Source organism: Bacillus sp. MYb209 (genome assembly GCF_002975175.1).
Classification (GTDB): domain Bacteria; phylum Bacillota; class Bacilli; order Bacillales; family Bacillaceae_G; genus Bacillus_A.
Genome location: NZ_PCNZ01000001.1, coordinates 263,093 through 287,505 on the forward strand (window position 1 = coordinate 263,093; position 24,413 = coordinate 287,505).

The 24,413-nt window shown below is 36.9% G+C and carries 28 protein-coding genes; 1 reads left to right on the forward strand and 27 read right to left on the reverse strand.

Annotated features, from left to right (window positions below; genetic code table 11):
- Positions 1-94: 94 nt before the first annotated feature.
- The 25 genes from qcrC to CQZ94_RS01590 form a co-directional block, all read right to left on the reverse strand.
- On the reverse strand, positions 95-862 hold the full coding sequence (gene qcrC, locus CQZ94_RS01470; RefSeq protein ID WP_105584005.1) for a menaquinol-cytochrome c reductase cytochrome b/c subunit: 768 nt from the start codon (positions 860-862) through the stop codon (positions 95-97).
- Positions 863-905: 43 nt separating this feature from the next.
- The gene (gene qcrB / locus CQZ94_RS01475) at positions 906-1,580 is read right to left on the reverse strand and encodes a menaquinol-cytochrome c reductase cytochrome b subunit (RefSeq protein WP_000932700.1); all 675 of its coding nucleotides are present in this window, start codon (positions 1,578-1,580) and stop codon (positions 906-908) included.
- Positions 1,581-2,093 (reverse strand): menaquinol-cytochrome c reductase iron-sulfur subunit, encoded by a 513-nt coding sequence (gene qcrA, locus CQZ94_RS01480; RefSeq protein WP_105584006.1) that lies wholly within the window; start codon positions 2,091-2,093, stop codon positions 1,581-1,583.
- 141 nt (positions 2,094-2,234) lie between these two features.
- On the reverse strand, positions 2,235-2,693 hold the full coding sequence (locus CQZ94_RS01485) for a YpiF family protein (RefSeq protein ID WP_105584007.1): 459 nt from the start codon (positions 2,691-2,693) through the stop codon (positions 2,235-2,237).
- A 153-nt stretch (positions 2,694-2,846) separates the two neighbouring features.
- Positions 2,847-3,383, reverse strand: coding sequence for a ReoY family proteolytic degradation factor (locus CQZ94_RS01490; protein WP_002086615.1), 537 nt, complete (start codon positions 3,381-3,383; stop codon positions 2,847-2,849).
- A gap of 73 nt (positions 3,384-3,456) precedes the next feature.
- Positions 3,457-4,719 carry a tetratricopeptide repeat protein gene (locus CQZ94_RS01495; protein ID WP_105584008.1) on the reverse strand — a complete coding sequence of 421 codons (1,263 nt, stop codon included), beginning with the start codon at positions 4,717-4,719 and terminating at the stop codon, positions 3,457-3,459.
- A 107-nt stretch (positions 4,720-4,826) separates the two neighbouring features.
- Positions 4,827-6,101: a 3-phosphoshikimate 1-carboxyvinyltransferase gene (gene aroA, locus CQZ94_RS01500; RefSeq protein WP_105584009.1), complete on the reverse strand. Its 1,275-nt coding sequence runs from the start codon at positions 6,099-6,101 to the stop codon at positions 4,827-4,829.
- A 157-nt stretch (positions 6,102-6,258) separates the two neighbouring features.
- Positions 6,259-7,371, reverse strand: a complete 1,113-nt coding sequence (gene hisC / locus CQZ94_RS01505; RefSeq protein WP_105584010.1) for a histidinol-phosphate transaminase — start codon at positions 7,369-7,371, stop codon at positions 6,259-6,261.
- A 117-nt stretch (positions 7,372-7,488) separates the two neighbouring features.
- Complete coding sequence (gene aroB / locus CQZ94_RS01510; RefSeq protein WP_105584011.1) at positions 7,489-8,574, reverse strand: 3-dehydroquinate synthase; 1,086 nt, start codon at positions 8,572-8,574, stop codon at positions 7,489-7,491.
- On the reverse strand, positions 8,574-9,746 hold the full coding sequence (gene aroC / locus CQZ94_RS01515) for a chorismate synthase (protein ID WP_105584012.1): 1,173 nt from the start codon (positions 9,744-9,746) through the stop codon (positions 8,574-8,576). Before aroC ends, aroB begins: the two co-directional genes overlap by 1 nt.
- A 300-nt stretch (positions 9,747-10,046) precedes the next feature.
- Positions 10,047-10,493, reverse strand: coding sequence for a nucleoside-diphosphate kinase (ndk, locus tag CQZ94_RS01520; protein ID WP_105584013.1), 447 nt, complete (start codon positions 10,491-10,493; stop codon positions 10,047-10,049).
- A 124-nt stretch (positions 10,494-10,617) separates the two neighbouring features.
- On the reverse strand, positions 10,618-11,580 hold the full coding sequence (gene hepT, locus CQZ94_RS01525; RefSeq protein ID WP_002011823.1) for a heptaprenyl diphosphate synthase component II: 963 nt from the start codon (positions 11,578-11,580) through the stop codon (positions 10,618-10,620).
- 31 nt (positions 11,581-11,611) lie between these two features.
- Positions 11,612-12,325 (reverse strand): 2-heptaprenyl-1,4-naphthoquinone methyltransferase, encoded by a 714-nt coding sequence (menG, locus tag CQZ94_RS01530; RefSeq protein WP_105584014.1) that lies wholly within the window; start codon positions 12,323-12,325, stop codon positions 11,612-11,614.
- Between the two features lie 29 nt (positions 12,326-12,354).
- Positions 12,355-13,107, reverse strand: a complete 753-nt coding sequence (locus tag CQZ94_RS01535; RefSeq protein ID WP_105584015.1) for a heptaprenyl diphosphate synthase component 1 — start codon at positions 13,105-13,107, stop codon at positions 12,355-12,357.
- Positions 13,108-13,377: 270 nt separating this feature from the next.
- Entirely contained in the window at positions 13,378-13,947 is a 570-nt protein-coding gene (gene folE, locus CQZ94_RS01540) for a GTP cyclohydrolase I FolE (protein ID WP_001151482.1), read from the reverse strand.
- 121 nt (positions 13,948-14,068) lie between these two features.
- Positions 14,069-14,341 carry an HU family DNA-binding protein gene (locus CQZ94_RS01545; protein ID WP_001043860.1) on the reverse strand — a complete coding sequence of 91 codons (273 nt, stop codon included), beginning with the start codon at positions 14,339-14,341 and terminating at the stop codon, positions 14,069-14,071.
- A 306-nt stretch (positions 14,342-14,647) separates the two neighbouring features.
- The gene (spoIVA, locus tag CQZ94_RS01550; protein WP_044438024.1) at positions 14,648-16,126 is read right to left on the reverse strand and encodes a stage IV sporulation protein A; all 1,479 of its coding nucleotides are present in this window, start codon (positions 16,124-16,126) and stop codon (positions 14,648-14,650) included.
- 241 nt (positions 16,127-16,367) lie between these two features.
- On the reverse strand, positions 16,368-17,081 hold the full coding sequence (locus CQZ94_RS01555; RefSeq protein WP_105584016.1) for a hypothetical protein: 714 nt from the start codon (positions 17,079-17,081) through the stop codon (positions 16,368-16,370).
- Positions 17,082-17,129: 48 nt separating this feature from the next.
- On the reverse strand, positions 17,130-17,333 hold the full coding sequence (locus CQZ94_RS01560; protein ID WP_002117663.1) for a DUF2768 domain-containing protein: 204 nt from the start codon (positions 17,331-17,333) through the stop codon (positions 17,130-17,132).
- A gap of 232 nt (positions 17,334-17,565) precedes the next feature.
- Positions 17,566-17,817 (reverse strand): stage VI sporulation protein F, encoded by a 252-nt coding sequence (locus CQZ94_RS01565; protein ID WP_000369753.1) that lies wholly within the window; start codon positions 17,815-17,817, stop codon positions 17,566-17,568.
- A 119-nt stretch (positions 17,818-17,936) separates the two neighbouring features.
- On the reverse strand, positions 17,937-18,959 hold the full coding sequence (locus CQZ94_RS01570) for an NAD(P)H-dependent glycerol-3-phosphate dehydrogenase (protein ID WP_105584017.1): 1,023 nt from the start codon (positions 18,957-18,959) through the stop codon (positions 17,937-17,939).
- 18 nt (positions 18,960-18,977) lie between these two features.
- Entirely contained in the window at positions 18,978-20,288 is a 1,311-nt protein-coding gene (gene der, locus CQZ94_RS01575; protein ID WP_105584018.1) for a ribosome biogenesis GTPase Der, read from the reverse strand.
- Positions 20,289-20,412: 124 nt separating this feature from the next.
- Positions 20,413-20,598, reverse strand: a complete 186-nt coding sequence (locus CQZ94_RS01580) for a capping complex subunit for YIEGIA (RefSeq protein ID WP_105584019.1) — start codon at positions 20,596-20,598, stop codon at positions 20,413-20,415.
- Positions 20,595-21,488, reverse strand: coding sequence for a YIEGIA family protein (locus CQZ94_RS01585; protein ID WP_105584020.1), 894 nt, complete (start codon positions 21,486-21,488; stop codon positions 20,595-20,597). The genes CQZ94_RS01580 and CQZ94_RS01585 overlap by 4 nt, the downstream gene beginning before the upstream one ends.
- Positions 21,481-22,092, reverse strand: coding sequence for a YphA family membrane protein (locus tag CQZ94_RS01590; protein WP_105584021.1), 612 nt, complete (start codon positions 22,090-22,092; stop codon positions 21,481-21,483). Before CQZ94_RS01590 ends, CQZ94_RS01585 begins: the two co-directional genes overlap by 8 nt.
- 117 nt (positions 22,093-22,209) lie before the next feature.
- Between CQZ94_RS01590 and CQZ94_RS01595 the strand changes: the two genes are divergently transcribed.
- The gene (locus CQZ94_RS01595) at positions 22,210-22,344 is read left to right on the forward strand and encodes a YpzI family protein (protein WP_105584022.1); all 135 of its coding nucleotides are present in this window, start codon (positions 22,210-22,212) and stop codon (positions 22,342-22,344) included.
- 184 nt (positions 22,345-22,528) lie between these two features.
- Here CQZ94_RS01595 and CQZ94_RS01600 read toward each other — a convergent pair whose 3' ends face one another.
- Entirely contained in the window at positions 22,529-22,939 is a 411-nt protein-coding gene (locus CQZ94_RS01600; RefSeq protein WP_105584023.1) for a hypothetical protein, read from the reverse strand.
- A 416-nt stretch (positions 22,940-23,355) separates the two neighbouring features.
- Positions 23,356-24,405 carry a type 2 isopentenyl-diphosphate Delta-isomerase gene (locus tag CQZ94_RS01605; protein ID WP_105584024.1) on the reverse strand — a complete coding sequence of 350 codons (1,050 nt, stop codon included), beginning with the start codon at positions 24,403-24,405 and terminating at the stop codon, positions 23,356-23,358.
- Positions 24,406-24,413: the final 8 nt, after the last annotated feature.

Sequence of the window (24,413 nt, forward strand, 5' to 3'; positions counted from 1 at the left end):
AGTAATTCTTTCATCGAACTCTACTCTATTATATAGCAAACTTTCCGTCATCAAAATAAAAAGCTGACTACAGATTTTGTAGTCAGCTTTTCTATTATTTTTTATTATACTTTGCAACGAATTCCGAAAGCTTTTTCAGTTCCTCATCTGTACCTTTAAATACACCTTTAGGCATTGAACCTTTTCCATCTTTCGCAATTTTAGCGATGTCTTCTGGTTTTAAAGTTAAGTTTTGCAAAGCCGGTGCTGCCGCCCCGCCCTGTAAATTGTCACCATGACATGTTAAACAAGTATTTTTTTGCATCAACTTGTAGCCATCATCATTTTTATCAACTGGTGCTGTTTTTACAATTGCTCCTTGTTTTTTTGCAGCTTCCCAGTCGTGGTGTGCTACAGATTCCCAAGTTAAAAAAATAATCGATGCAATTGCTAAAAGCATAAACCCCGTTGCTACAGGACGCTTCAATGGCGCTCTTTCTGGACCTCGATCTAGAAACGGAGCTAATAGTAACGCTCCAAACGCAATCCCCGGCATAATAAACGCACCAATTACAGTAAATGAGCCTGAAGCATACGAATACTTTAATAACTGATACAAGAATAAGAAATACCAATCTGGAAGTGGTATATATCCTGCATCTGTAGGATCCGCCATTCTCTCAAGCGGTGACGGATGCGCCACTGTTAAACATAAATAACCGACTAAAAAAACTGCACCAACCATCCATTCTTTTAACAAGAAATTCGGCCAAAACGCTTCTGTTTTCCCTGGATATTCAGAATAATCTTTTGGAATATTTGGTTTCCGGGCTACTGGTACCCGAGAATCTCCTACAAACTTCATCCCTTTGCCGCGATGCATAATCTCCCTCCTTTTGTTCTTTCCCCTTTAATTTAGCAATCTCTTATAGCGGACCGGAAATACCTTGTTTGCGAATCATGATGAAGTGGAAGGCCATTAAACCTAGAAGTGCTGCTGGTAAGAAGAAGACGTGAATAGCAAAGAAGCGAGTTAATGTTTGAGCGCCAACAATTTCGGAATGGCCAGCAAGTAATGTTTTAATATAAGGACCAATGAGCGGCGTTTGCTCTGCGATTTGAATCCCTACTTTCGTAGCAAATAACGCTTTCATATCCCACGGTAATAAATATCCGGTAAAACCAAGACCTAACATAACAAAGAAAATAAGAACACCAACAATCCAGTTTAACTCACGAGGCTTTTTATACGCACCTTGGAAGAAAACTCTGAGTGTATGTAAAAACATCATTACAATTACGAGACTGGCACCCCAGTGGTGCATACCACGAACAATTTGTCCATACGCAACTTCATTTTGTAAATAGTAAACCGACTCCCAAGCATTTTTAATATCAGGCACATAATACATCGTTAAAAACATTCCAGACAAAATTTGAATTACAGTAACGAAAAAGGTAAGTCCTCCGAAGCAGTAGACGAATGCAGAAAAGTGATGCGCCGGGTTAACATGCTCAGGTACTTCATGATCAGCGATATCACGCCATATCGGTGTAATATCTAAACGTTCGTCCACCCAATCATAAATTTTATTTAACATCTACTTTGCACCCCCTTTTGGCTTCGCTTTTCCTAAATAAAGTGTTCCATCTTTTACTTTGGATTCGTATACGTCAAGCGGAGCAAGAGGCGGTGTGCCTTTAATGTTCATCCCATCTTTTGTGTAACGTCCCCCGTGACACGGGCAAAAGAATTGATTAGGATGTGCTTTGTCCGAATTCCAGTTCACTGTGCAACCTAAATGTTTACACACTGGAGAAAACGCAACAATGTCTCCGCTTTCATCTTTATGCACCCAAGCAGATTTTGGCTCTTCAGACTTGTACCATCCGTCAACCTGCTTCACCTTAAAATCGAAGCGCTTCGGCTCTGTTGTAATATCCTTTACTTGTCCAACAGCAACCATATCTGTTTCCGCTTCTTTTCTTAACACCGGATCAAGCGCAAACCGCGTCATCGGCATTAAAATACCCGCCGCCATAAAGCCTCCTACCCCTGTAAGTGTGTAATTTAAAAACTGTCTTCTTGACACACGATGTTCTTTCTCGCTCACGAAAATTTCCCCCCTCTATCAGAAATTGTCCCCTCGTGAAAAAATTATATAAAAAATAAAAACTAGGACACTATCATGATATAATACCCTCTTGTATAGGTCAATATCATACTACTCATAATAATAAGAACTTTCTGTTTATTATTTTTTTATCCATCTTTCTTCCAACATTTCCATAATATTTTTTATGTGAGCACGAATAACTTCCCTTTTCGCTTGGTCACTAAATTGCTCTAATGATAACGATGGAAACCAAAATAAATCACCCTGCAAATCTCGCATATCTTCTTTCCATGAAAAATCACTTGTCACGTAGGCAATATGCTTAAAACCTTGCCTTTGCAAATGATCTGTCCATTCTTGCAAACGGTCTTTTTCATTCTTTTGGCTCTCTACCAAATACGTAAATGCGGGCAGTAAAAGCACTCTTCCTTTATACTCCCTTTCCAACTCCATACTCAAAGCCTCAATAAATTCACCTTGCTCTACAACCATTTTGATTTCTTTTGCTGCCGAAATAGACAAAAGGGGTATAATCCCTGTATCTACATACTCCCTCGCTTGCTCAAACTGTTCTACATCTTTTACAATCCATTTCACCTTTTCTCCCCTCCTCCATTTGAAATAACAGAACTTTCACTTTATATATATTAAACCATACTAAAAGAGGTAAAAAAAGAAAAACTACCTATTATTAAGTAGTTTTTCTTAAAAAGTCTGAAATTCGTAAAGATTACATAATCAAAATGAATTCTATAAAATTTTCAACTCTGCTGTTAACCTATGAAATGCTTCCTTATCTTGCTTATCCAAAGCTTCATCAATTTGTTTCAAAAGACGCTCTCTTCTAAATGAGAATACACTTTCTTCTAAAAATCGTTCTGCAAGCAATCGATCTTTTTCATTCACTTCAATATGCTTTGGCAAATATGGGTTTTCTTCTAATACAGCTACATAGTTTGCATTTTGGAACGATGATTTAAAATTAAGCTGAATATAAATATCCTCATCTCGATTCAAACGAATATCATGAAACGACTTTTCTGCATCTGTTGTCATTACATTTTGTTTAAAAAAGTGAAACGGTGTGTCTTTCACACAATTTGCTGACATTACTAAGCCACGCGGACAATATTTTGCATGCTCTACGAAGTGGACTTTATGCATTAATTGGTCGTGACTCATTAAATAATTCAAAATCCATACACATTCACGCTGTTTCAGTTGGTAATTATTCAAAAACCATTTTACAAAATCCTTCTTCTCGTTTACAGAAACAGGGGTATTCATCGCAATTAAGTCCCTCCTCTGTCTTTCTCTTTTCTTTTTAGATTCAAGAAGCGGCATTCAGTTTCCTTCCAACTTATGAAAAATCCTCTAAATTATATAACAACTCTTCAATATGAATTTGTGTTGGGTCTAGTTGTATTAACTGTGTAAATACTTCTTTCGCCTCTTTTCGCATTCCTTCTTCCAATAAGAAATAACCGTACTCTTCCAAGAAGTCTGGATGATTCTTAAAAGAAGTATATGCACTTTCATAGTGTTTTAATGCATCCGAATACATTTCTAATTGTTTTTTTGCAAACGCAAGATCCCAAAGTAGTTGTGTATCTGGCTCTCCGCTATCAATAGCACGCTCTACAACTGTAATTAACTCTTCATACTTTTCTTGTTCTTTTAAGATATATGCATATTTTAATGTTGCACCTAAATGTCCTGGATCTAACTCAAGCGCTTTTTGAAGCACTTCCTCTGCCTCTGCTACTTTTCCTAATTTAGCTGCAATGTTCGCTAATTCTACATAAAACGGAACAGCAAGCTCATCTACTTTAATTCCTTCATGAAGTGTTTCATAGCTTTCTTGAAGCATTCCTTCTTTTTCATAGCTTTTCGCTAAATACATGTATAGCGATGCGTACTCAGGGTCTAATTCTTTTAGTTCTTGCCAAGCACCAATCGCTCTTTGATATTCTTCTCCTTGATATAATGTGAAGGCATATCCAAATAATGAGTGAATATCTTTTTGCTCCTCTAAGCCCGCTTCATAGTAAGAGATCGCCCCTTCCCAGTTTCCAATTGCACTTAACGTTTCTGCAAGGCGAAGCGCAATGACAACACCCCCCATTACTTTATGTTCCGCTAATAGCGACTCGTAATAAGTGATTGCCTTTTGTTCTTCACCTTTACTACTATATAATTCTGCTAATCCAAACGTAATAACAGGCTCGTCAGGCATGATTTCTTTCGCCTTTAATAACTTTTGCTCTGCTACATCATCAAAACCTTGCATTTGGAATAAATCCGCAACAAGCAATAACGATTGAACATATAAGTCATCATTTTCCGGAATATCATGAAGTACTTCAATCGCTTCATCTTCTTTATCTAGATCAATATATAATTCTGCTAAAAATACCGTAAATTCACTTTCTTCCGGATATAGTAAACGTAAGTCTTCAGTAATTGCTAGCGCCTCATCCGTAAATCCAAGTGTATGATAGTAGCGAGCGATATCATACTTCTCTTCATCATTCGCAACTTGTAATTGTTCTTTTAATAATTGTAATCCTTTTTCCGCTTCACCATTTTCAATATATGTAACAGCCTGTTCAAACTTTTGCATAAACGTCTCCTTTAATTCAAAAAATATTCTCTTCTGTTCATTTATCATAAGCAACTAGGTGTAAGAACGCAACCTTTTGAGTGAACTGCCTCTTCCTATACTTTCTCTTATAGCGCAGCTAATTGTTCGAAAAATTTCGGATACGATACAGCGACCGCATCACTATTCTCTATTTTCACTTCTCCATCTATAATACACGATGCGATTGCAAGCATCATCCCAATACGATGATCGCCGTGACTATTAACAGTATTTCCTTTTAAACTTTGTTTACCATATATAATCATACCATCTGGTGTAGCTTCAATCTTCGCACCTAATTTGCCTAATTCATCTACAACCGTATCGATACGATTTGTTTCTTTTACTTTTAACTCCTCAGCGTTTTTAATAACAGTAATTCCTTCTGCCTGCGTTGCCAATAAAGCAATTACAGGAATTTCATCAATTAATCTTGGAATAAAAGTTCCACCAATTTCTATTCCTTTTAGTTTAGATGTTTCAATCGTAATATCCCCGCACGGTTCAAACTCTTCATTTCTAATATGATCGATAGAAATAAGTGCACCCATCTTTGTTAATACATCTAAAATCCCTGTTCTCGTCGGATTTAAACCAACGTTTTCCAATACAAGCTTACTATTTTGGACAATTGCACCAGCTACTAAGAAAAATGCCGCCGAAGAAATATCTCCTGGAACTTCTATGTCTGCACCTTTAAGTTGTTGTCCACCTTGTAATGAAACGGTCCGTCCATTAACATCTACGGTACAACCGAATGCACGTAACATTCTTTCCGTATGATCACGAGATTGCATAGGCTCTGTTACCGTAGTTATGCCTTCCCCTTGCAAACCCGCAAGTAAAACTGCTGACTTCACTTGTGCACTTGCTACTGGTGAATGGTAATGCATACCTTTTACCTTACCACCGCGAATAGATAAAGGTGTATATTGTCCGTTTTCTCTACCATCGATTTGAGCATTCATCTTACTAAGCGGGTCTGTAACACGTTTCATAGGACGTTTTCCAATTGATGTATCACCAATTATCGTACTATGGAACGGCGTGTTTGCTAAAATCCCAAGCATAAGACGAATAGTCGTCCCTGAATTCCCCACATCTAATACTTCTTTCGGTTCTTGTAAATTATGTAACCCTTTACCGTAAATCGTGACATCGTTACCACTCTGTTCAATCTGGACACCTAGTTTTTGAAAACATGCAATTGTACTTAAACAATCTTCTCCTAATAAAAAATTTGATACTTTCGTCGTCCCTTCCGCTATCGCTCCAAACATAACAGAGCGATGCGAAATAGATTTATCTCCTGGAACAACAATTTTCCCATTCAAACTATTTTTTCGTCCTACTAGTTTCAAACTGTATCCTCCTCACATTTTAAATAAGTTATATGTACAATAGTTCTTCTTATACGTCTACTTCTATTGTAACGTTTTCTTTCTTGAACGTGCAAACAACTCCCCTTATTGCAATTCAAATGAAAAAGGCTCCTGTAACAGGAGCCTTCACCATTTCTTAAGAATACGTTTCTTCTTTCTTCACTTGTTCTTTTACAAGTTCCGTAAGTAATTCAATAATCTCATCATTTTCTTCTTTTAATCCAACAGTAATACGAATACCATCATGCATACCAAATGCTGCACCAGAACGAACGATATATCCTTTTTTCATTAATCGTTCGAAAGCTTCATTACCAGGTATACCAAGTTTCAAGAAAATGAAATTCGTTTGAGATGTATAGTAGAATACGTTATATTCCTTACAAAATGCATAATATTGATTTAATCCTCCGGCATTTTTCTTCACACACTCTTGTAAAAACTGTTGATCCTCTATTGCCGCTAACGCTACCGCTTGTGCGATAGTTGATGTGTTAAATGGTAGTCTTGCTACCTCTAGCTGCCCAATAAGCTTTGCATCACCAACCGCATATCCAATACGAAAAGCAGCTAATCCATATGCTTTTGAGAATGTACGTAGCACCATAAGATTTTCGTACTTTTCAAGAAGAGGTAATGTTTGCGGATAATCTTCTGCACCAGCATATTCATAATATGCTTCGTCCATAATAACGAGCGCTGACCTTGGAACTGATTCTAAAAATGAAAGTAATTTTTGTTTTTCTACATATGTACCTGTCGGATTATTCGGATTACAAATCCATACAATCTTCGTTTTCTCATCTACTTGCTGTAACATTGCATCTAAATTGTGAATACCATTTTCAAGTGGTACTTCCCGAACTTCCGCTCCTTCAATAACAGCATGGTGATAATATTGTGAGAACGTAGGATTCGCCATTACAACATTTGTTCCGTTATGTAGCAAAGCGCGGCTAATCATTTGAATGACTTCATCTAACCCACTACCAAATAAGAGTTGTTCCGCTTTTACACCTAAATGCTCTGCTACTTTCTCACGAAGCTCAAAAGCCGCCCCGTCCGGGTAGAGTGCATATTGATTAGCTAACGAAGTTAATGCTTCTGTCACACGCGCAGAGCAGCCAAACGGATTTTCATTCGATGCTAATTTCACAATTTTTGACAATCCATATTCTCTTTTTACTTCCTCAATATTTTTCCCAGGTACATATGCTCTCAAAGTTAACAATTGCTCTTTTACTCTCACTTTTCTTCCCCCAGTCATTGATATGATTTATAATTCCTTACTGTCATCTTTAATCATAACCGTCACCATTACGAGAATACCTTTAAATATGCATTTCATACCTGTTCTACAACTTTTTTAGACCATATCCTTTTGAAATGCTTCTAACGCAATATGAACAGTCTCATCTGAAATAGATACGACATTCACTCCCCCATATTCCTGCATAAGCACCATATGAATTGTTCCAGCATTTGCTTTTTTATCTTGTTTCATCAACTGAACGAGACGTTCTACATTCAAGTCGCTTGGCATTTTCGGATAACCGTATTTCAAGAACCACTGCTTCATTTCTTCATAAGAAAGATCAACTTTGTACACTTGCTCACTTAAAAACATGGCAAATAGCATGCCAACTGCTACTCCATCACCGTGAGTAATATTTCCATATCCTAACTCTTTTTCAAGAGCATGTCCTAACGTATGCCCAAAATTCAAATGGGCACGTACACCTTTTTCTGTTTCGTCTTGCGACACAATATTCGCTTTCACAGGAATCGCCTTCGTTAATATATGAATTAACTTTTCATCACGAAGATCCGTTAATATTTGCACTTCTTCTTTTAACCAATGATATAGCTCTACATCACCAATAAGAGCATGCTTTATCACTTCTGCATAACCTGATCGCCACTCTTTTTCAGGAAGTGAATGTAAAAATGGCGTATGATATACAACAGCTTCTGGCTGATGAAACGCTCCAATCATATTTTTTCCTAGTGGATGGTTAATTGCTACTTTCCCGCCTACTGCGCTATCGTGAGCTAATAAAGTCGTTGGAACTTGGACAAAGCGAATACCACGCATAAATGACGCGGCAACAAACCCAGCCAAATCTCCAATCATTCCGCCTCCAAGTGCGATGATTAAAGAATTTCTATCTAATTTATTTTCAAGAGCCGAAGTGTGAGCCTCATAGAAATTTTCAAAAGACTTTTCTTTTTCGCCACTCGGTACAACAAACGAAAACACTTTTTGCTCTACTTGCAATGCATCAACAACTGTCTGTAAATGCAGTGATGCAACAGCTTCATCAGAAATGATCATTATGTTAGATACCACAGGATTCATTTTTTGAATAAGCGTTGTTACATGTGACAACGCCTCTTTTCCAACATGTACATCGTATTCTTTTGATTTCGTTTGAATATGTATGTTCTCCATTAAAATCCCCTCGCATATTCATTATGTTTCTCAATATTTTCACGTATAAGATCCATACGATCTAACCCAAATTGTTCAATTAAAGCTGTTGCTAGCTCCCAAGCCACAACAGCCTCAGCCACAACGCTAGCTGCTGGTACTGCACAACTATCTGAACGTTCAATACTCGCCGTGAAAGGTTCTTTCGTATCAATATCAACACTTTGAAGAGGTTTATATAATGTCGGTATCGGTTTCATAACACCGCGCACAACAACTGGCATGCCAGTTGTCATACCGCCTTCTAATCCACCTGCATTGTTCGTTTTTCTTCTGTACCCTTGCACTTCATCCCAAAGGATTTCATCGTGCACTTCACTTCCCGGTCTATGTGCTGCTTCAAAACCAATTCCAATTTCAACACCTTTAAAGGCGTTAATACTCATAATTGCCGCTGCTAATTTTGCATCTAACTTTCTATCATAATGTACATAGCTACCTACCCCAATTGGCATTCCTTCTACAACTACTTCAACAATGCCGCCGATAGAATCGCCATTTGCCTTTGCATCATCAATTGCTTGCATCATCTTTTTACCTGCTTCTTCATCTAAACAACGTACAGGAGATGCTTCTGTAATACTTTGTAATTCTGCAATAGAGTTGTATGAAATATTCTCTGCTTGTACATCACCAATTTCGACAACATGTCCTGCAACTTGTATTCCTAACTCCGCTAATATTTTTTTCGCAACTGCACCCGCTGCAACACGAACTGTCGTTTCACGTGCGGAGGAACGCTCCAATACATTTCTCATATCTCTATGACCATATTTAATCGCTCCATTTAAATCAGCATGTCCAGGTCTTGGTTTCGTAACTTGCCTTTTCATTTCTTTCTCTTCCTGGTCAGTTAACGGTTCTGTGCCCATAACCTTAGTCCAATGTGCGAAATCACGATTTTCAACGACGAGTGCAATCGGAGATCCTATCGTCTTTCCATGCCTAACACCACTTACAATTTGCACTTGGTCTTTCTCAATTTGCATGCGTCTACCGCGTCCATATCCTTTTTGTCTTCTAGCTAATTCTTCATTTATATCATTCGTTACTAAAGATAATCCTGCCGGAACACCTTCTAAAATTGTCGTAAGTTGCGGACCGTGGGATTCACCAGCTGTAATATATCGCATACGTTATTCCTCTTTTCGCATATGTATTTATCCCGCTACATAAAGTAGCTATATTATCTTCCATCACTCTTTAAAATACAAAGAAATTATATAGTAAATCGAGTGTTTGCTTTCCCTACTTGTAATTATTCTATTATTTTCATAACAGTAGACCTTTTACTTTACATACCAATATATCATAACAGTCCTAACTTCGTAACTGATCGAAATAAAAAAAAGTGCAAGAAGAATACCCTATTCTTCTTGCACTTTTTACTATTATCACAGTTATTAAAGCGTTTACAAATTATTTCAAAATAATTAGTAAATCCATTGATTCATTAATTTTGAGTAGTCTACTAATTCTTCTTCCTTAAAGAAAATAGCAATCTCGCGCTCTGCACTTTTTAAAGAATCCGAACCGTGGATAATGTTTTTCGCAACAGTTACACCGAAATCTCCACGAATTGTTCCAGGATCAGCTTCATGTGGTCGTGTTTTACCCATCATATTGCGTGCTGTATCTACTACACCTTCACCTTGCCATACCATTGCGAATACAGGGGCAGATGTAATAAAGTCTACTAATTCACCAAAGAAAGGTCTTTCTTTATGCTCACCGTAGTGTTGTTCAGCAATTTCCGGAGTAACTTGCATTAATTTTGCACCAACTAATTGAAAGCCCTTTTTCTCAAAACGAGCTACGATTTCCCCAATGAAGGCACGTTGTACACCGTCTGGTTTTACCATTAGAAATGTTTTTTCCATAAAAAATCTCTCCACTTCTGAATTATGTATGTAATTGTATATCCCCACACACATATTAACACCCTTATCACAATTGTGCAATAGTTCTGAAATAGATAGATTATTTTATTTTTTAGAAAAAACACTAAAATTTTCGTTTTCCAATATACTTTGCGACATTTTGCAACGCATACTTCGCCTGTCCACGAGGGAGTGGTTTTATTATTTCTAATGCTTTATGTAAATAACGTTCACTAAACGAAAATGCTTTATCAATAGCTTCGCTCGCTTTAATATCATCAATAATTTCTTTCATTTCACTTGCTGTTGTATTTTCATGCACAGATGTAATTTTCTGACGAAGAACTGGGTCTTCCATGGCATACAAAACAGGTAATGTAATGTTACCTTGTAATAAATCACCACCAGCAGGCTTTCCAAGCTTCTCTTCTGTCGATACGAAATCTAAAATATCATCAATAATTTGATAAGACATACCAACAAAATATCCATACCAAAATAGACGATTTACAGTATCACGATTAGCACCAGCAGCAATCGCTCCCAACTGACAACTCGCGGCGATTAACAATGCTGTTTTTCGTTTTATCCTTCTTAAATACGTTCTTAAATTTTGATCATAGTTATACTTATCTTTAATTTGTTCGATTTCACCTTTACAAACTTCTAAAATTGTATGAGACAACGCTTGATGTGCATCTGGAATTTCTATATTTGTTATACATTCAAGAGACTTCGCAAACAAGTAGTCTCCTGTATACATTGCAATACGATCTCCCCATTTCGCATTCACCGTTGCGCTACCGCGTCGTAAAAACGCAGCATCAATTACATCATCGTGAACAAGCGAAGCCATATGAATAAGTTCTAATGCAACCGCAACATGCTTAATTGCATCTAACTTATAATCCCCAAATTTCCCTGCAAGCAAAACAAAAACAGGGCGAATCCGCTTCCCACCTGCTTCAATAAGCTGTAATGCCGCTTCTTCTACTAACGGCTGCTCAGAAGCAACTGTCTTCTTCAATTCTTTTTCTATAACATTAATATCCGATCGTAAAAAAGAGTACATAAGTTGTAACTTCATATTGTTCACCTTAACCTAAAACGTCTTTTTTCTATTTTGATTCTGGTTTAAAACCTAAATGCATAGCTGCTACACCAAAAGTAAATGGTTTCACTTGCACATTCTTAAGCCCAGCTTCTTCAAACATACGTGCTAACTCTTTCATCCCTGGGAATGTACTAGCAGATTCCTGAAGCCATGAATATTCTTTATAACTTTTCGCAAACATCTTTCCAAATAACGGCATGATATATTTAAAGTATAAGACATATCCTTGACGAAAACCTATCATCGTTGGTTGAGATGTTTCCAGGCAAATTACTTTTCCACCAGGCTTTACTACACGCGTCATTTCTTTTAATACTTGCATGTAATCCGGAACGTTACGTAACCCAAAACCAATCGTTACATAATCAAACGTATTATCTTCATAAGGAAGTTCCATTGCATTTCCATGCATAAGTTCTACTTGCTTTAATTCTAAAGCTTCTACCTTTTGTTTACCGACAGCTAGCATATTTTCGCTAAAGTCTAAACCGTAAACCTTCCCATCTTCACCTACAGCTCCCGCTAGTGCAATTGTCCAATCTGCCGTCCCGCAGCATACATCAAGTGCCTTACTCCCAGGTTTCACATCCATAATTCGCATCGTTTCTTTGCGCCATGCCTTATGCCTTTGAAAACTAATTACAGAATTCATCACATCGTATTTATCAGAAATTTTCTCAAATACGTCATGTACTCTTTCTTCTTTTGATTGTTGCATGCTCGTACCTTCTTCCAATGTAAAGTTACTTATGTCCTTGATTTATCTCTTAACATAGAAATTATCTCATTAACTTCTGTATGATTCTCTAAAAAATTTTCTTCCTGCTTTCTCATTTCCATAAGCCATTCATTAATAACTGTTTCTAGATTTTTATCGTCATCCAATGAGTTTTTTTGGACCGCTTGAAAAACAGGTGAATTTTGTTTATCAGCATACAATTGACACTCTTTTTGAAGACGATTTTTTCCTAATACATAAGTTATATATGGTTTCCAATTAGATAACTGAAAATGATCACATGTTTTTTGCAAAAGCGCAGATTCAATTATTACTACACTTTCCATTATGTCTTGAATCGCCACATGTGCTTTTTGATATAGCATAATTTTATGTTCATTAATCTCCTTAATTCCTTCAGCAAGTGCACGAATTAAGATAATATCACAATTCATTGACAATAAGTAATAGTATAGACCACTATAATAATCCCCTGCAAGAACTGTCAATTGACGACGCTTATGGAATCCACTCGTCTCTTCGTTTGCTTTATTTGATACTTTTTCATGTGTATCAAGAGCAATTTGTACAAGCATAATCGTTACTACATAATGTTCAATTTGTTCTTTATGTATATTTGCACTTTTTAATGCACCGTATAACAGCGCTATTTTTTCTTCATCAATAAATGGTTCTTCAATATAGTTTATAAAATAAGGATGGCGTAATTTCTCCATCAATTTCTCTTTAATACCCGCATACCCTCCGTAGATGTCACACACAAAAAATCACCCTTGTTTTCTAATTCATAAAATTTATTATAACACATACATTCTATTTTCTATAATCAAAACTTGGCTACTTCTGCCAAACTTCCACCGAATGAAGCCTCAACTTTCATTCATACGAGTTATCTTCGTCTCTAACAACTACAAACATTCATTTCCACAAAAAGCGAAGTAATTTTCAACCTTTATATTCTTGCTCTTTAACACTAAAACTATATCATTTTTTTGTATATAAAAAAAAGAAAAGCAGTTTCCCGCTTTTCTTTACTTCGTCTTAATAAACGATAAAATTTCACTACGTGCTGCTGCATCATTTTCTAACACGCCGCGCACCGCAGTCGTTACTGTTTTCGCACCAGGCTTTTTCACACCACGCATCGTCATACACATATGCTCTGCTTCTACTACTACCATTACACCATGCGGCTCTAATACTTCCATAATAGAGTTAGCTACTGTTGATGTAATTCGTTCCTGTAGTTGTGGACGACGCGCAATTGTGTCTACAGTACGAGCTAATTTACTTAGTCCTGTTACTTTTCCACCTTGCGGAATATATGCAACGTGAGCAACTCCATAAAACGGAACAAGATGATGCTCACACATCGAATAGAATGGTATATCTTTTACTAGTACAAGCTCTTCGTGGTCTTCTCCGAATACTTTGTGTAAATGCTCTTTCGGATCCTCATGCATCCCTGAGAATACTTCTGCGTACATTTTCGCAACACGTTTCGGTGTATCAAGTACTCCCTCGCGATTTGGGTCATCTCCGATTGCCTCTAAAATAAGACGTACTGCATGTTCAATTTGTTCTAAATTAACTTTTGCCATCCGCTAGCCCTCCCGAAAAACCTAAAAGTGATACGAACACATTCTAGCATATTTATGTTTTTAAAAGCAAAAAGAAGAGTTTCCAAAAAGGAAACTCTTCTTCCCTGTTAATATGTAAGGATTATTTAACCGCATCTTTTAACGCTTTACCAGGTTTGAATGCAGGTACTTTACTTGCAGCGATTTCAATCTCCTCACCTGTTTGTGGGTTACGACCTTTACGAGCCGCACGCTCACGAACTTCGAAGTTACCGAATCCGATTAGTTGTACTTTATCACCTTGTTTTAAAGCTTCTAAGATAGAATCAAAAACAGCGTCCACTGCTTTTGTTGCGTCCTTTTTAGAAAGGGAACTTGCTTCTGCAACAGCATTGATTAAATCTGTCTTGTTCATGCCATTCACCTCCTCCCAAAGATAAGACTGTATAATGATCATAAAATGAGTCTTACTTTCATTTGTAGGCAATTTTTACAAATTCTATACTACAAAGATGTAGATAAATCATTATCAACGCCTATATTATACGATTCTCCTTTATAATTCAATATTTTTAAGGAAATTGTTACTCTTAAAATGTGAAATTCTGATGAAACTTGACAATTTACAACAAAATATTAGATAATGACTGTTTATTTTTCTATTACGTACTCAAAAAAAAAAAAAAAAAAAAATCCCTCTGCAATTAGAGGGATTTTTTTCTTATAATATAATCGCAATTAATCCGCCAGATCCTTCATTAATAATTCTTTCTAGCGTTTCTTTTAACTTATAACGAGCGTTTTCTGGCATTAGAGATAACTTCGCTTGAATTCCTTCTCTAACAATAGAGCTAAGAGAGCGCCCAAATATATCAGAATTCCAAATTGATAGCGGGTCATCTTCAAAATCTTGCATCAAGTAGCGAACTAGTTCTTCACTTTGTTTTTCAGTACCGATAATTGGTTCAAATGTTGATTCTACATCCACTTTAATCATATGAATAGACGGCGCAACCGCTTTTAATTTAACACCGAACCTTGAACCGTGACGAATAATTTCCGGTTCATCTAAGCTCATATCAGCTAATGCAGGCGCTGCTACTCCATATCCGGTTTGTTTTACCATACGTAAAGCATCTGCCACTTGGTCATACTCTGTTTTCGCATGAGATAAATCGAGCATAAGCTTTAATAAATGATCTTTCCCTCGAATCTCTACTCCTACTACTTCTTTTAAAATTTGATCATACAATTCATCTGGCGCATATAAATCAATCTCTGCCACACCTTGCCCCATATCAATGCCAGCTAGACTTGCTCGATCAATAAATTCATATTGACTAAACTGCCAAACGACACGGTCCACATCACGAAGACGTTTTATATCCTTTACAGTCTCTTGAACCGCTTCCTGATAACTTCGGCGTAACCAATGCCCTTCATTTAGCACCATTACCCAGCTCGGAAGGTTGACATTCACTTCTAAAACCGGGAACTCGAATAACGCTTCTCGAAGTACGTTATACACATCTGTTTCTCTTAAACTCTCTACACTCATCGCAATTACTGGGATATCATATTCTTCTGATAAACTTTGACGTAACTGCTCCGTATCTGGATGATATGGCTGTACAGTATTGATAATCATAATGAAAGGCTTTCCTACTTCTTTTAACTCATTTACAACGCGTTCTTCTGCCTCTATATAATCTCTTCTTGGAATTTCACCAATTGTTCCATCTGTTGTAATAACGACACCAATTGTTGAATGCTCTTGAATTACTTTACGTGTTCCGATTTCTGCAGCTTCATGGAATGGAATAGGCTCTTCATACCAAGGAGTATTAATCATGCGCGGACCATTCTCATCTTCATAGCCTTTTGCTCCTGGAACCGTATATCCAACACAATCTACTAATCGAATATTCACTTCAAGACCTTCATCTACTTCGATAGAAACCGCTTGGTTTGGAACAAACTTCGGTTCCGTCGTCATTATTGTACGACCAGCAGCACTTTGAGGCAGTTCATCCTGCGCTCTTTGACGGTCTGACTCATTTTCAATATTGGGAATAACAACAAGTTCCATAAATTTTTTAATAAATGTTGATTTCCCTGTTCGAACAGCTCCTACAACTCCAAAATAAATATCACCGCCTGTGCGTTCCGCAATATCTTTAAAAATATCTACCTTTTCCAAGTGATTCCCTCCCTCAATATTTTTGGGAATAATTCCACGTTTATAGTCAACTAATACCTTCTCTAACGTTGCCTATAATATCTGATATAATATAATGGTATTCTAGAAGTTCGGACAATATATCATATAATTTTGTCCAATTTCATATGACTATTTAAAAATACCTTTGTTTGCATCGCAAGTTGTATAACATAAAAAACCTTTCTTCTAGAACTTATTCACTAAAAGAAAGGTTCATGACTTATGATTTTAAAAAAATTGGTTCTCCATTTTTTACTGTGTACGGCAAAGAATATGCAGGAACAAACGGGGAATCCTTCGATAGTATACCCCGGATATCTTCACCTTCTTTAAATTGCCCTTCATTTTTTTTCAGCGCTTCATATAAGTCGATTCTATAATCAACAAACAATTCTCCTTTTTCATTGATTACAAGAGGGAGACCTTTTCCTGAGTACGGACTTGTCACTTGTGGTACATCTTTATATCCTAGTTTTTTGAAGTCTAATTCATAAACACCATCTGTAATCACTTTTTTAAAAGGTGGATATTGATGTTCATCACGATACATCCTTAGCTTCAATGCCACTTCTTGAATTTGTTCCGCCATTCTCACATCAATTAACTTTACTGTCGGATTTTTTTCAACATCTATTAATACATATTGATATACTCCACCACTTTCATATGCATTCCCTGGTGCCTCTTGTATGTACCTTGGAGCAATTTTTTGAAAATCAATTGGATACTTCTGATAAATCGGCGTACTCATATCACGCGTCTTAATTGGTAATAAACCATCCGTTTGATCCTTATATGTAGTAATGGCTTTTTGTACAACTTGCAACTGATCTTCATAAGGAATCGCATTTTGTTTCATATTTTCTTTCGGGTACATACACCCTGTTAAAATGCTAATGCAACAAAATATTAAAATAATATGGATTTTTTTCACTGACAATCACCTTTTCATGCGAGTATAGATTGTTTCCTATAACGTCCTTTATTGTTCCACAGGTCCACTAAATACAACAAGAAAAATAACAATACCCGACACAATCATGAGGGTGTACGCTACTAACGCTGTAATCCCCTTCAGAAATTTATTCTTCATTTTATGTCTACTTAATAAAATAAAAGCTACTGCAACAAACATAAATCCCATTGCCCCTAAGGAAAACCACATTTTTATAAGCCCTTCCGACATATATACACCCCTTTACTTTCTAACTATTTTTATACTATTTTAACAAATTAAAATCTTTAAACAAATAGAAATCATCATTTTACCGTGAATTAACAAAATTTAAATACAATAAAATAATAAAACCGAAGCACGCTATTTCGCACTTCGGTTGACCAAATATGCCCTTAACAGCTCTATTCCCATTCTTTCATGACTATCATATGCATTCGCTAAACTCTTTGTTTCTCATATTTTACTTTTTAAACATTTTACTTAACGAACCAAAATCAGCGGGCATATTATTGTTAATGATTGCTTTTACAATTTGATCCTCTTGCTCTTTTGGCACTTCACGTCCTGCCATTAGAGCAACTTGATGAATCAATTGGCGAAGCACTGTCTCATCACGTAAGTTCGCATTTTGAACAGACGACGCTAATTTAAAAATATCTTCTTTGTTCACTTTCGCTTCTTTTTCAATGTTATTGAAAATGTTGTTATCCATTCTTTTCACCCTCTCCTCAAGTTACTCTTCATCCTATGCAGAGATGAAAAATTGGTGAAAAGACCCATAAAAAAATAAAAAAAACGGTAGAAGTACGAAATGTACTTCTACCGTTTTCTTTATAACAAATCAGGTATCGCTTCAACTTCATGTTTTCGAACACGTCCCATCAATGAGCCTACTGCATCTTTCACATTATTCCCATTGAACAGCACGTCATATAAAGCAGCTGTAATCGGCATTTCAACTTCCATTTTCTCTGCCAATTCATGAGCAGCTTTCGTTGTTCTTACACCTTCTACAACCATACCCATACTTTCTAGCACTTCTTCTAAAGAGTGCCCTTTTCCAAGCATATTTCCAGCGCGCCAATTTCGGCTATGCACACTTGTACAAGTTACAATTAAGTCTCCCATACCAGTTAGACCCGCAAATGTTAACGGATTTCCGCCCATTTTTCTTCCTAAACGAGCAATCTCTGTTAAACCACGTGTCATTAATGCCGCTTTCGCATTATCACCTAATCCAAGCCCGTCAGTTATTCCCGCAGCTAGTGCAATAATATTTTTTAAAGCACCACCAAGTTCAACTCCAACGATATCTGGGTTTGTGTATACACGGAAGTAGCTATTCATAAACAAATCTTGTACTTCCTCAGCCGCTTCCATACGCTTCGCTGCAGATGTAACAGTTGTCGCTTGACGTAAGCCGACTTCTTCAGCATGACTCGGTCCAGACAGTACAACAACATCTTTGATCAAGTTCTCTGGAATTTCTTCCTCAATCACTTCCGAAATACGTTTTGACGTACCTGGTTCGATTCCTTTACTCGCATGAATCCAAGTAATCGGTTCTGTAACAATTTCTTTCATCTCTTGCAATACGTCTCGGTACGCTTTCGTCGGTACTACTAGCAGTACTGTATTTACATCTACTAATGCTTCTTCTAAAGAAGAGTAGGCTACGATTGTGCTTGGCAATGTAATCCCTGGAAGATATCTACTGTTCTCACGCTTTGTATTAATTTCATTCATGAGTTCAGGACGGTTTCCCCAAATACGTACATCATGCCCATTGTCAGCCAATACCATCGCTAACGCTGTTCCCCAGCTACCTGCTCCTATTACTGTGATTTTTGTCATAAAATCACATCCTCTCCATTAGTCTCTTGCTCTAGCGATAATGTGAATCGGCGTTCCTACAAAACCGAACGCTTCACGTAAACGATTCTTTAAGAAGCGCTCATATGAAAAGTGCATTAATTCTGTATCGTTTACAAATATAACAAATGTTGGTGGTTTTACCGCAACCTGTGTCGCATAGAAGATTTTCAGACGGCTACCATTATGTGTCGGCGTTGGATTCATCGCTACCGCATCCATAATTACATCATTTAATACATTCGTTTGTACACGGATGCTATGGCTTTCATTTACTTCATTAATAACCGGTAATAATGTTTGTGTACGTTTTTTCGTTTTCGCAGATAAGAATACAATCGGCGCATACTCTAAAAATTGGAAATGAGCACGAATGTTTTCTTCAAATGCTTTCATTGTTTTCTCATCTTTCTTAACTGCATCCCATTTGTTTACAACGATAATAACAGCTCGCCCTGAATCATGAGCATATCCAGCGATTTTTTTATCTTGCTCAATAATTCCTTCTTCTCCGTCTAAAACGACTAAAACAACGTCAGAACGTTCAATCGCTCTAAGTGCACGAAGTACACTATATTTTTCTGTGCTTTCGTATACTTTCCCTTTTTTACGCATACCAGCTGTATCGATGATTACATAATCTTGACCATCTTTGCTATATGGTGTATCAACAGCATCACGTGTCGTTCCCGCTATATTACTTACAATTACACGTTCTTGACCAAGAAGTGCATTTACAAGTGATGATTTCCCTACGTTTGGACGTCCAATTAAAGAGAAACGGATTGTTTCATCGTCATACGCTTCTTCTTCAATCTTTGGAAAATGATTTGCAGCTTCATCTAACAAATCACCAAGTCCTAAACCGTGTGTACCTGAAATAGGGAATGGCTCGCCAAATCCTAATGCATAAAAATCATAAATATCACTACGCATGTCTGGATTATCAACCTTATTTACCGCAAGTACAATTGGTTTTTTAGAACGGTATAAAATTTTAGCAACCTCTTCATCTGCTGCAGTTACACCATCGCGACCATTCGTCATAAAAATGATAACATCTGCTTCATCAATCGCTACTTCCGCCTGTTGACGAATTTGTGTCAAGAACGGCTCGTCTCCAATATCAATTCCGCCTGTATCAATAATGTTAAATTCATGGTTTAACCATTCTCCCGCACTATAAATACGGTCTCGCGTTATACCTGGTATATCTTCTACGATTGAAACTCTTTCTCCAACAATTCTATTGAAAATAGTAGATTTCCCTACGTTCGGGCGGCCTACTATCGCTATTACTGGTTTCGGCATATACTTTCATCCTTTCAACTTGCTTCTGTTTATTATGTAAAAAACCCTTCTTTGTGCAAGAAGGGATTTGCATTCCAGAATATTTCTCAACGTATCAAAACACCTCACATTATACCACACGTTACTAATGTTTCACAATAATATATACATTATCTTGTAAGCGATGTGCAATACCATCTAAAATAGCTTCTAAATTATTCGCAACAAATTCCATTTCCTCTGTCGATTCACAAACAAATAAAGGAGCCCCCCCTGCAAACTTTTCGGGTGTGGTTGTAATGACTGCGAGAATAACACTTTCTAACATCATCTCTTATCTCCCCTTCCCTTCGGAGCTTCCGATGACATATGAACAGCACTCTCTAATGTTGGGACATTTCCGATTACCCCTATCGCCTTTTCTGCATCTTGATCTTGCGGCAGAACAAAAATCCCAACTCTCCCATCCTCTAAATCACGCTTCGCTAACGGTACAAGTGCCGGCGTTCCAGAATCTCTATATATTCCTAAAGCAACCGAAACATCATGTAAAATAGCTTGACGTTGTCCTAAGTTTGAGATTGTAACCATCGCATCTATCGATTTCGGTTTTAAAATAAATCCCATTCCATATTTCATAATTTCTTCTTGCCTTGCTGGCAATCCAATATTCATAATGTAAATATTATCAATATAAAGTCCCGCTCCTTCAAAATGAAGTGGAACATGCTCAATTTCTACAAGGTCATGAAGTCTTTTACCTGACATTAATTTTTTCGCAATGAAAAAACTTACTATACCAGTAATTACCCCGGCAATCCATGAATGGAATCCTATATACGCAAACGTTGTTACAAACGACGTTAACATCGCCAAATAGTTACGACTTTCAAATACTAATGCAATTCCTTCAATGTATGTATTGCCACGTGGTACGAGCTCGTATCCATCTAATTGTTGAAGCGTATTTCTTTCCATATTACGCACATCACGAAATTGCGTCGCTGCTAACGTAAGAAATGTAATTGCAGAGAAATCCTTTTTCAAAACAGACGGAATCGCAATTGCTCCTAAGGCAGCCGCAATTAATCCCATCGCGATATGAATAATTTTCCCGTGGAGCCTCGTCGGATATTGCCTCGTATCGGTACGAAGCATTAACAACCTAGTTATTGTACCTGCAATTACGCCACATAAAATAGCTGGTGTATATTCAGTCATGTATTACCCTCGCCTTTCTTTTACGTGTTTTCCTCTTAAATTGTTCCATGTATACTGATGCTTTTGTAATCCAAAGTAAAATCGCCATAAATAAAGTGGAAACAGCAGCAACATCTAAAAAAGCTAAACTGCCATATTCATAAGGAAAATGTAATTTACGAAAAATAAGCGTCACCAACAATTCCCCTTGTAACATCCCTATATATAAGGAGCATAATCGTAATATGCGATCCCCGTGCAATAAAACCGATGCATACACAAGTGCACCACTTAACAGCAACAACCTATCAACCACAATCCAAATTGGATCATATACTTCTAACAAATGAAAGCTTGTATATAACATTGCAATAATAAGTGCCGAAAGTAAGGTATATATTTTTTTCCAAATAGAATATAACGTGATGCCTACAAAAGAAATAATACAAAGCAAAAGGGCATTTACCGATATGGTGAAAGAAGCAATCGTCACATTTAACGGAGAACAAATAATAAAAATTAATATACAAGCACTTATCTTCCAACGAATAGATTCTTTTTTCATAAAAAAGGTCACGACAATCCACCCTATCCAAGCAACAAAATAAAAAGTACTCCCATCCATCACTCCACCTCCTATGTTTTCCATTATGGGAACTTTTTATGAAAGTTAATCCTCCTTTTCTTTGTGCATAGTTTTTCCCATAACAGCAAAACTTTTAATAAGGAGGTGTAACTCACAATGGGTAAAGATCGCCAAGAACGAAAGCTAAAAGAATCACGCCGCGTTGAATCTGATCGCGACCAATCACTTCAATATCCCGGTGCAACAAGTCTTGATACACCGGAGCAAGCTCGAAAGCAGAATCAGCATTAAATAAAGCGAAACTTCAGTGAGTGGGATCCATCCCCACTGATTATTAGCCCACACCAATCGGGCTTTTACGGACAGCTCGACTCCGCCGAATTTTGAGGTGGGGCCTTACTGCCCTCAAATAGGCAATACAAAAAGACGGTTTCGATAATGTACGAAACCGTCTTTTTACACAATTATTTTATTTCTACTCATAATATAATTCTTTTGTTTTCGCATTATAAACCCTGTCACTTAACGAGGCATCAATCGTAACTATACCTGTTGTTTTTTTAGAATATGTAATAACATAATACGTATGAAGAGAAGGATTTTTACTCTTTACCTCTACACGTACATAATCCGTCTCTCCTATTTCATTTAACTTTTGCTCAACCTCTTTTTTCACGCCTACAATATCTTCTTTTTCTTCTTTAATTCCCCTACTCACAATGATATTTCCTTGATTAGAAAGTAATACTACTTCAGCATTACTTAAACTCACTTCATTTAGTATATTGAAATAATAAATCACATGCGAATCTTCCGATGGATTTTTGTCTTCTCCTAATTCCCTTGGCAAAATTAGTGCTTCTATTCCACTTCCTGCATTCACCATTGGATTCCTATACAATTTATTCCCGACTGCGATTGCAATATTCGCCGTTTTAATTGTTAATTGTGCTGTTGTTGAACTAGAACCCCCTTCTCTTACATTTGAAGTTAATGCAATTTCAACCTTTTTATTATATCCAGAAATCGCTATATCTTCTCTTATATTTCGTGCATGGATATTAACATCTTCACTATTATATGTAATGCGTCCTATCGTATTTTTACTATTTGAGGATACATTATCTCCTTTTTATTAACGTCCTCATCCCCTAAATTACCGTAAATTTTTTCTTGCTTCTTTTGACCCTTAAATAGTAATCTCTTATCTTGTTTTATCGCTAACCAGCTATATTGAAAAGTTTGCACACGTTCTGCTTACGAAAATAAAACGCAAAAAAAATCAACCGGACGGTTGATTTTTTATCGCCTACTATAATGTGCAGTGTCAATCCCTCGCTGTGCTAACCAATGATACGTTTCGCCTTTTACAACAAGAGGTACAGATTGTAACTTTTCTATCGTCTTCACGCCAAGAGCTGTCATAATAAATTTTAAATCTGTATGTAAAAGGTCGATTTCATCCACTAACTTCTCAACACCATCTTGCATTAAAATACGTAAAAAGTATCCAGCAAACGCAGTTGTATTCGCCCCTAATGCGATTGCCTTCGCCACATCAAGTGCCGTTTGTATACCCCCAGATGCAATAAAAGAGAGGTTATTATTTGTAGAGGTTGCTTCAATAATCGAGGTAGCTGTTTGTATGCCCCAGTTATTAAAATAAGAAAGCATTCGCTGTCTTCTTTCATTTTCAACAGCAGCAAAATTCGTACCACCTTGTCCGCCAATATCAATTGCTGTTATACCTATACTCGCTAACTGTTGTACTGTTTCCTTACTCATTCCAAATCCCACTTCTTTTACAATGACAGGAACTTTACTGTTTAAAACAATTTGTTCAATTCGCCGAAGTACACCAGTAAAATCACGGTCTCCTTCTGGCATCGTTAACTCTTGTATGACATTTAAATGAATTTGCAATGCATTTGCTCCAATCATATCAACGGCACGCTCTGCCTGTTCGACAGTTGCCTCACTCCCCAAATTAGCAAAGAAAATACCATTTGGGTTTACCTTTCTGACGATCTTATAAGAAGCCGCCTCGCTTTCATTTTTTAAAGCTGCCATTTGCGACCCTACAGCCATAGCAAGGTTATGATGTTTCGCTACATATGCTAATTGCTCATTAATATGTAATGTTTGCTCTCCTCCACCACCAGTCATCGCATTGATAAAAATCGGCGAACTTAGTGAAAGTTCGCCGATTTTTGTTTCACATGTTACAGTATCATAACTTGAATTTGGCAAGCTTTGATGCACAAAATCAATATCATGAAAGCCATGCGTACGAGACTGACCAGTAGAAAGAGCATATTCAATATGATCTAATTTACGTTTTGCCCTTACCACTTGTACCC

What these genes read in the sequence shown, in the direction of transcription:
- qcrC (WP_105584005.1), bottom strand. Translation starts at nt 862, where the DNA reads ATGCATCGCGGCAAAGGGATGAAGTTTGTAGGAGATTCTCGGGTACCA.
- qcrB (WP_000932700.1), bottom strand. Translation starts at nt 1,580, where the DNA reads ATGTTAAATAAAATTTATGATTGGGTGGACGAACGTTTAGATATTACA.
- CQZ94_RS01490 (WP_002086615.1), bottom strand. Translation starts at nt 3,383, where the DNA reads ATGAATACCCCTGTTTCTGTAAACGAGAAGAAGGATTTTGTAAAATGG.
- CQZ94_RS01495 (WP_105584008.1), bottom strand. Translation starts at nt 4,719, where the DNA reads ATGCAAAAGTTTGAACAGGCTGTTACATATATTGAAAATGGTGAAGCG.
- aroB (WP_105584011.1), bottom strand. Translation starts at nt 8,574, where the DNA reads ATGGAGAACATACATATTCAAACGAAATCAAAAGAATACGATGTACAT.
- aroC (WP_105584012.1), bottom strand. Translation starts at nt 9,746, where the DNA reads ATGCGATATATTACAGCTGGTGAATCCCACGGTCCGCAACTTACGACA.
- ndk (WP_105584013.1), bottom strand. Translation starts at nt 10,493, where the DNA reads ATGGAAAAAACATTTCTAATGGTAAAACCAGACGGTGTACAACGTGCC.
- hepT (WP_002011823.1), bottom strand. Translation starts at nt 11,580, where the DNA reads ATGAAGTTACAACTTATGTACTCTTTTTTACGATCGGATATTAATGTT.
- menG (WP_105584014.1), bottom strand. Translation starts at nt 12,325, where the DNA reads ATGCAACAATCAAAAGAAGAAAGAGTACATGACGTATTTGAGAAAATT.
- folE (WP_001151482.1), bottom strand. Translation starts at nt 13,947, where the DNA reads ATGGCAAAAGTTAATTTAGAACAAATTGAACATGCAGTACGTCTTATT.
- CQZ94_RS01545 (WP_001043860.1), bottom strand. Translation starts at nt 14,341, where the DNA reads ATGAACAAGACAGATTTAATCAATGCTGTTGCAGAAGCAAGTTCCCTT.
- CQZ94_RS01560 (WP_002117663.1), bottom strand. Translation starts at nt 17,333, where the DNA reads ATGTCGGAAGGGCTTATAAAAATGTGGTTTTCCTTAGGGGCAATGGGA.
- CQZ94_RS01565 (WP_000369753.1), bottom strand. Translation starts at nt 17,817, where the DNA reads ATGGATAACAACATTTTCAATAACATTGAAAAAGAAGCGAAAGTGAAC.
- CQZ94_RS01570 (WP_105584017.1), bottom strand. Translation starts at nt 18,959, where the DNA reads ATGACAAAAATCACAGTAATAGGAGCAGGTAGCTGGGGAACAGCGTTA.
- der (WP_105584018.1), bottom strand. Translation starts at nt 20,288, where the DNA reads ATGCCGAAACCAGTAATAGCGATAGTAGGCCGCCCGAACGTAGGGAAA.
- CQZ94_RS01580 (WP_105584019.1), bottom strand. Translation starts at nt 20,598, where the DNA reads ATGATGTTAGAAAGTGTTATTCTCGCAGTCATTACAACCACACCCGAA.
- CQZ94_RS01585 (WP_105584020.1), bottom strand. Translation starts at nt 21,488, where the DNA reads ATGACTGAATATACACCAGCTATTTTATGTGGCGTAATTGCAGGTACA.
- CQZ94_RS01590 (WP_105584021.1), bottom strand. Translation starts at nt 22,092, where the DNA reads ATGGATGGGAGTACTTTTTATTTTGTTGCTTGGATAGGGTGGATTGTC.
- CQZ94_RS01595 (WP_105584022.1), top strand. Translation starts at nt 22,210, where the DNA reads ATGGGTAAAGATCGCCAAGAACGAAAGCTAAAAGAATCACGCCGCGTT.
- CQZ94_RS01600 (WP_105584023.1), bottom strand. Translation starts at nt 22,939, where the DNA reads ATGGTGAATGCAGGAAGTGGAATAGAAGCACTAATTTTGCCAAGGGAA.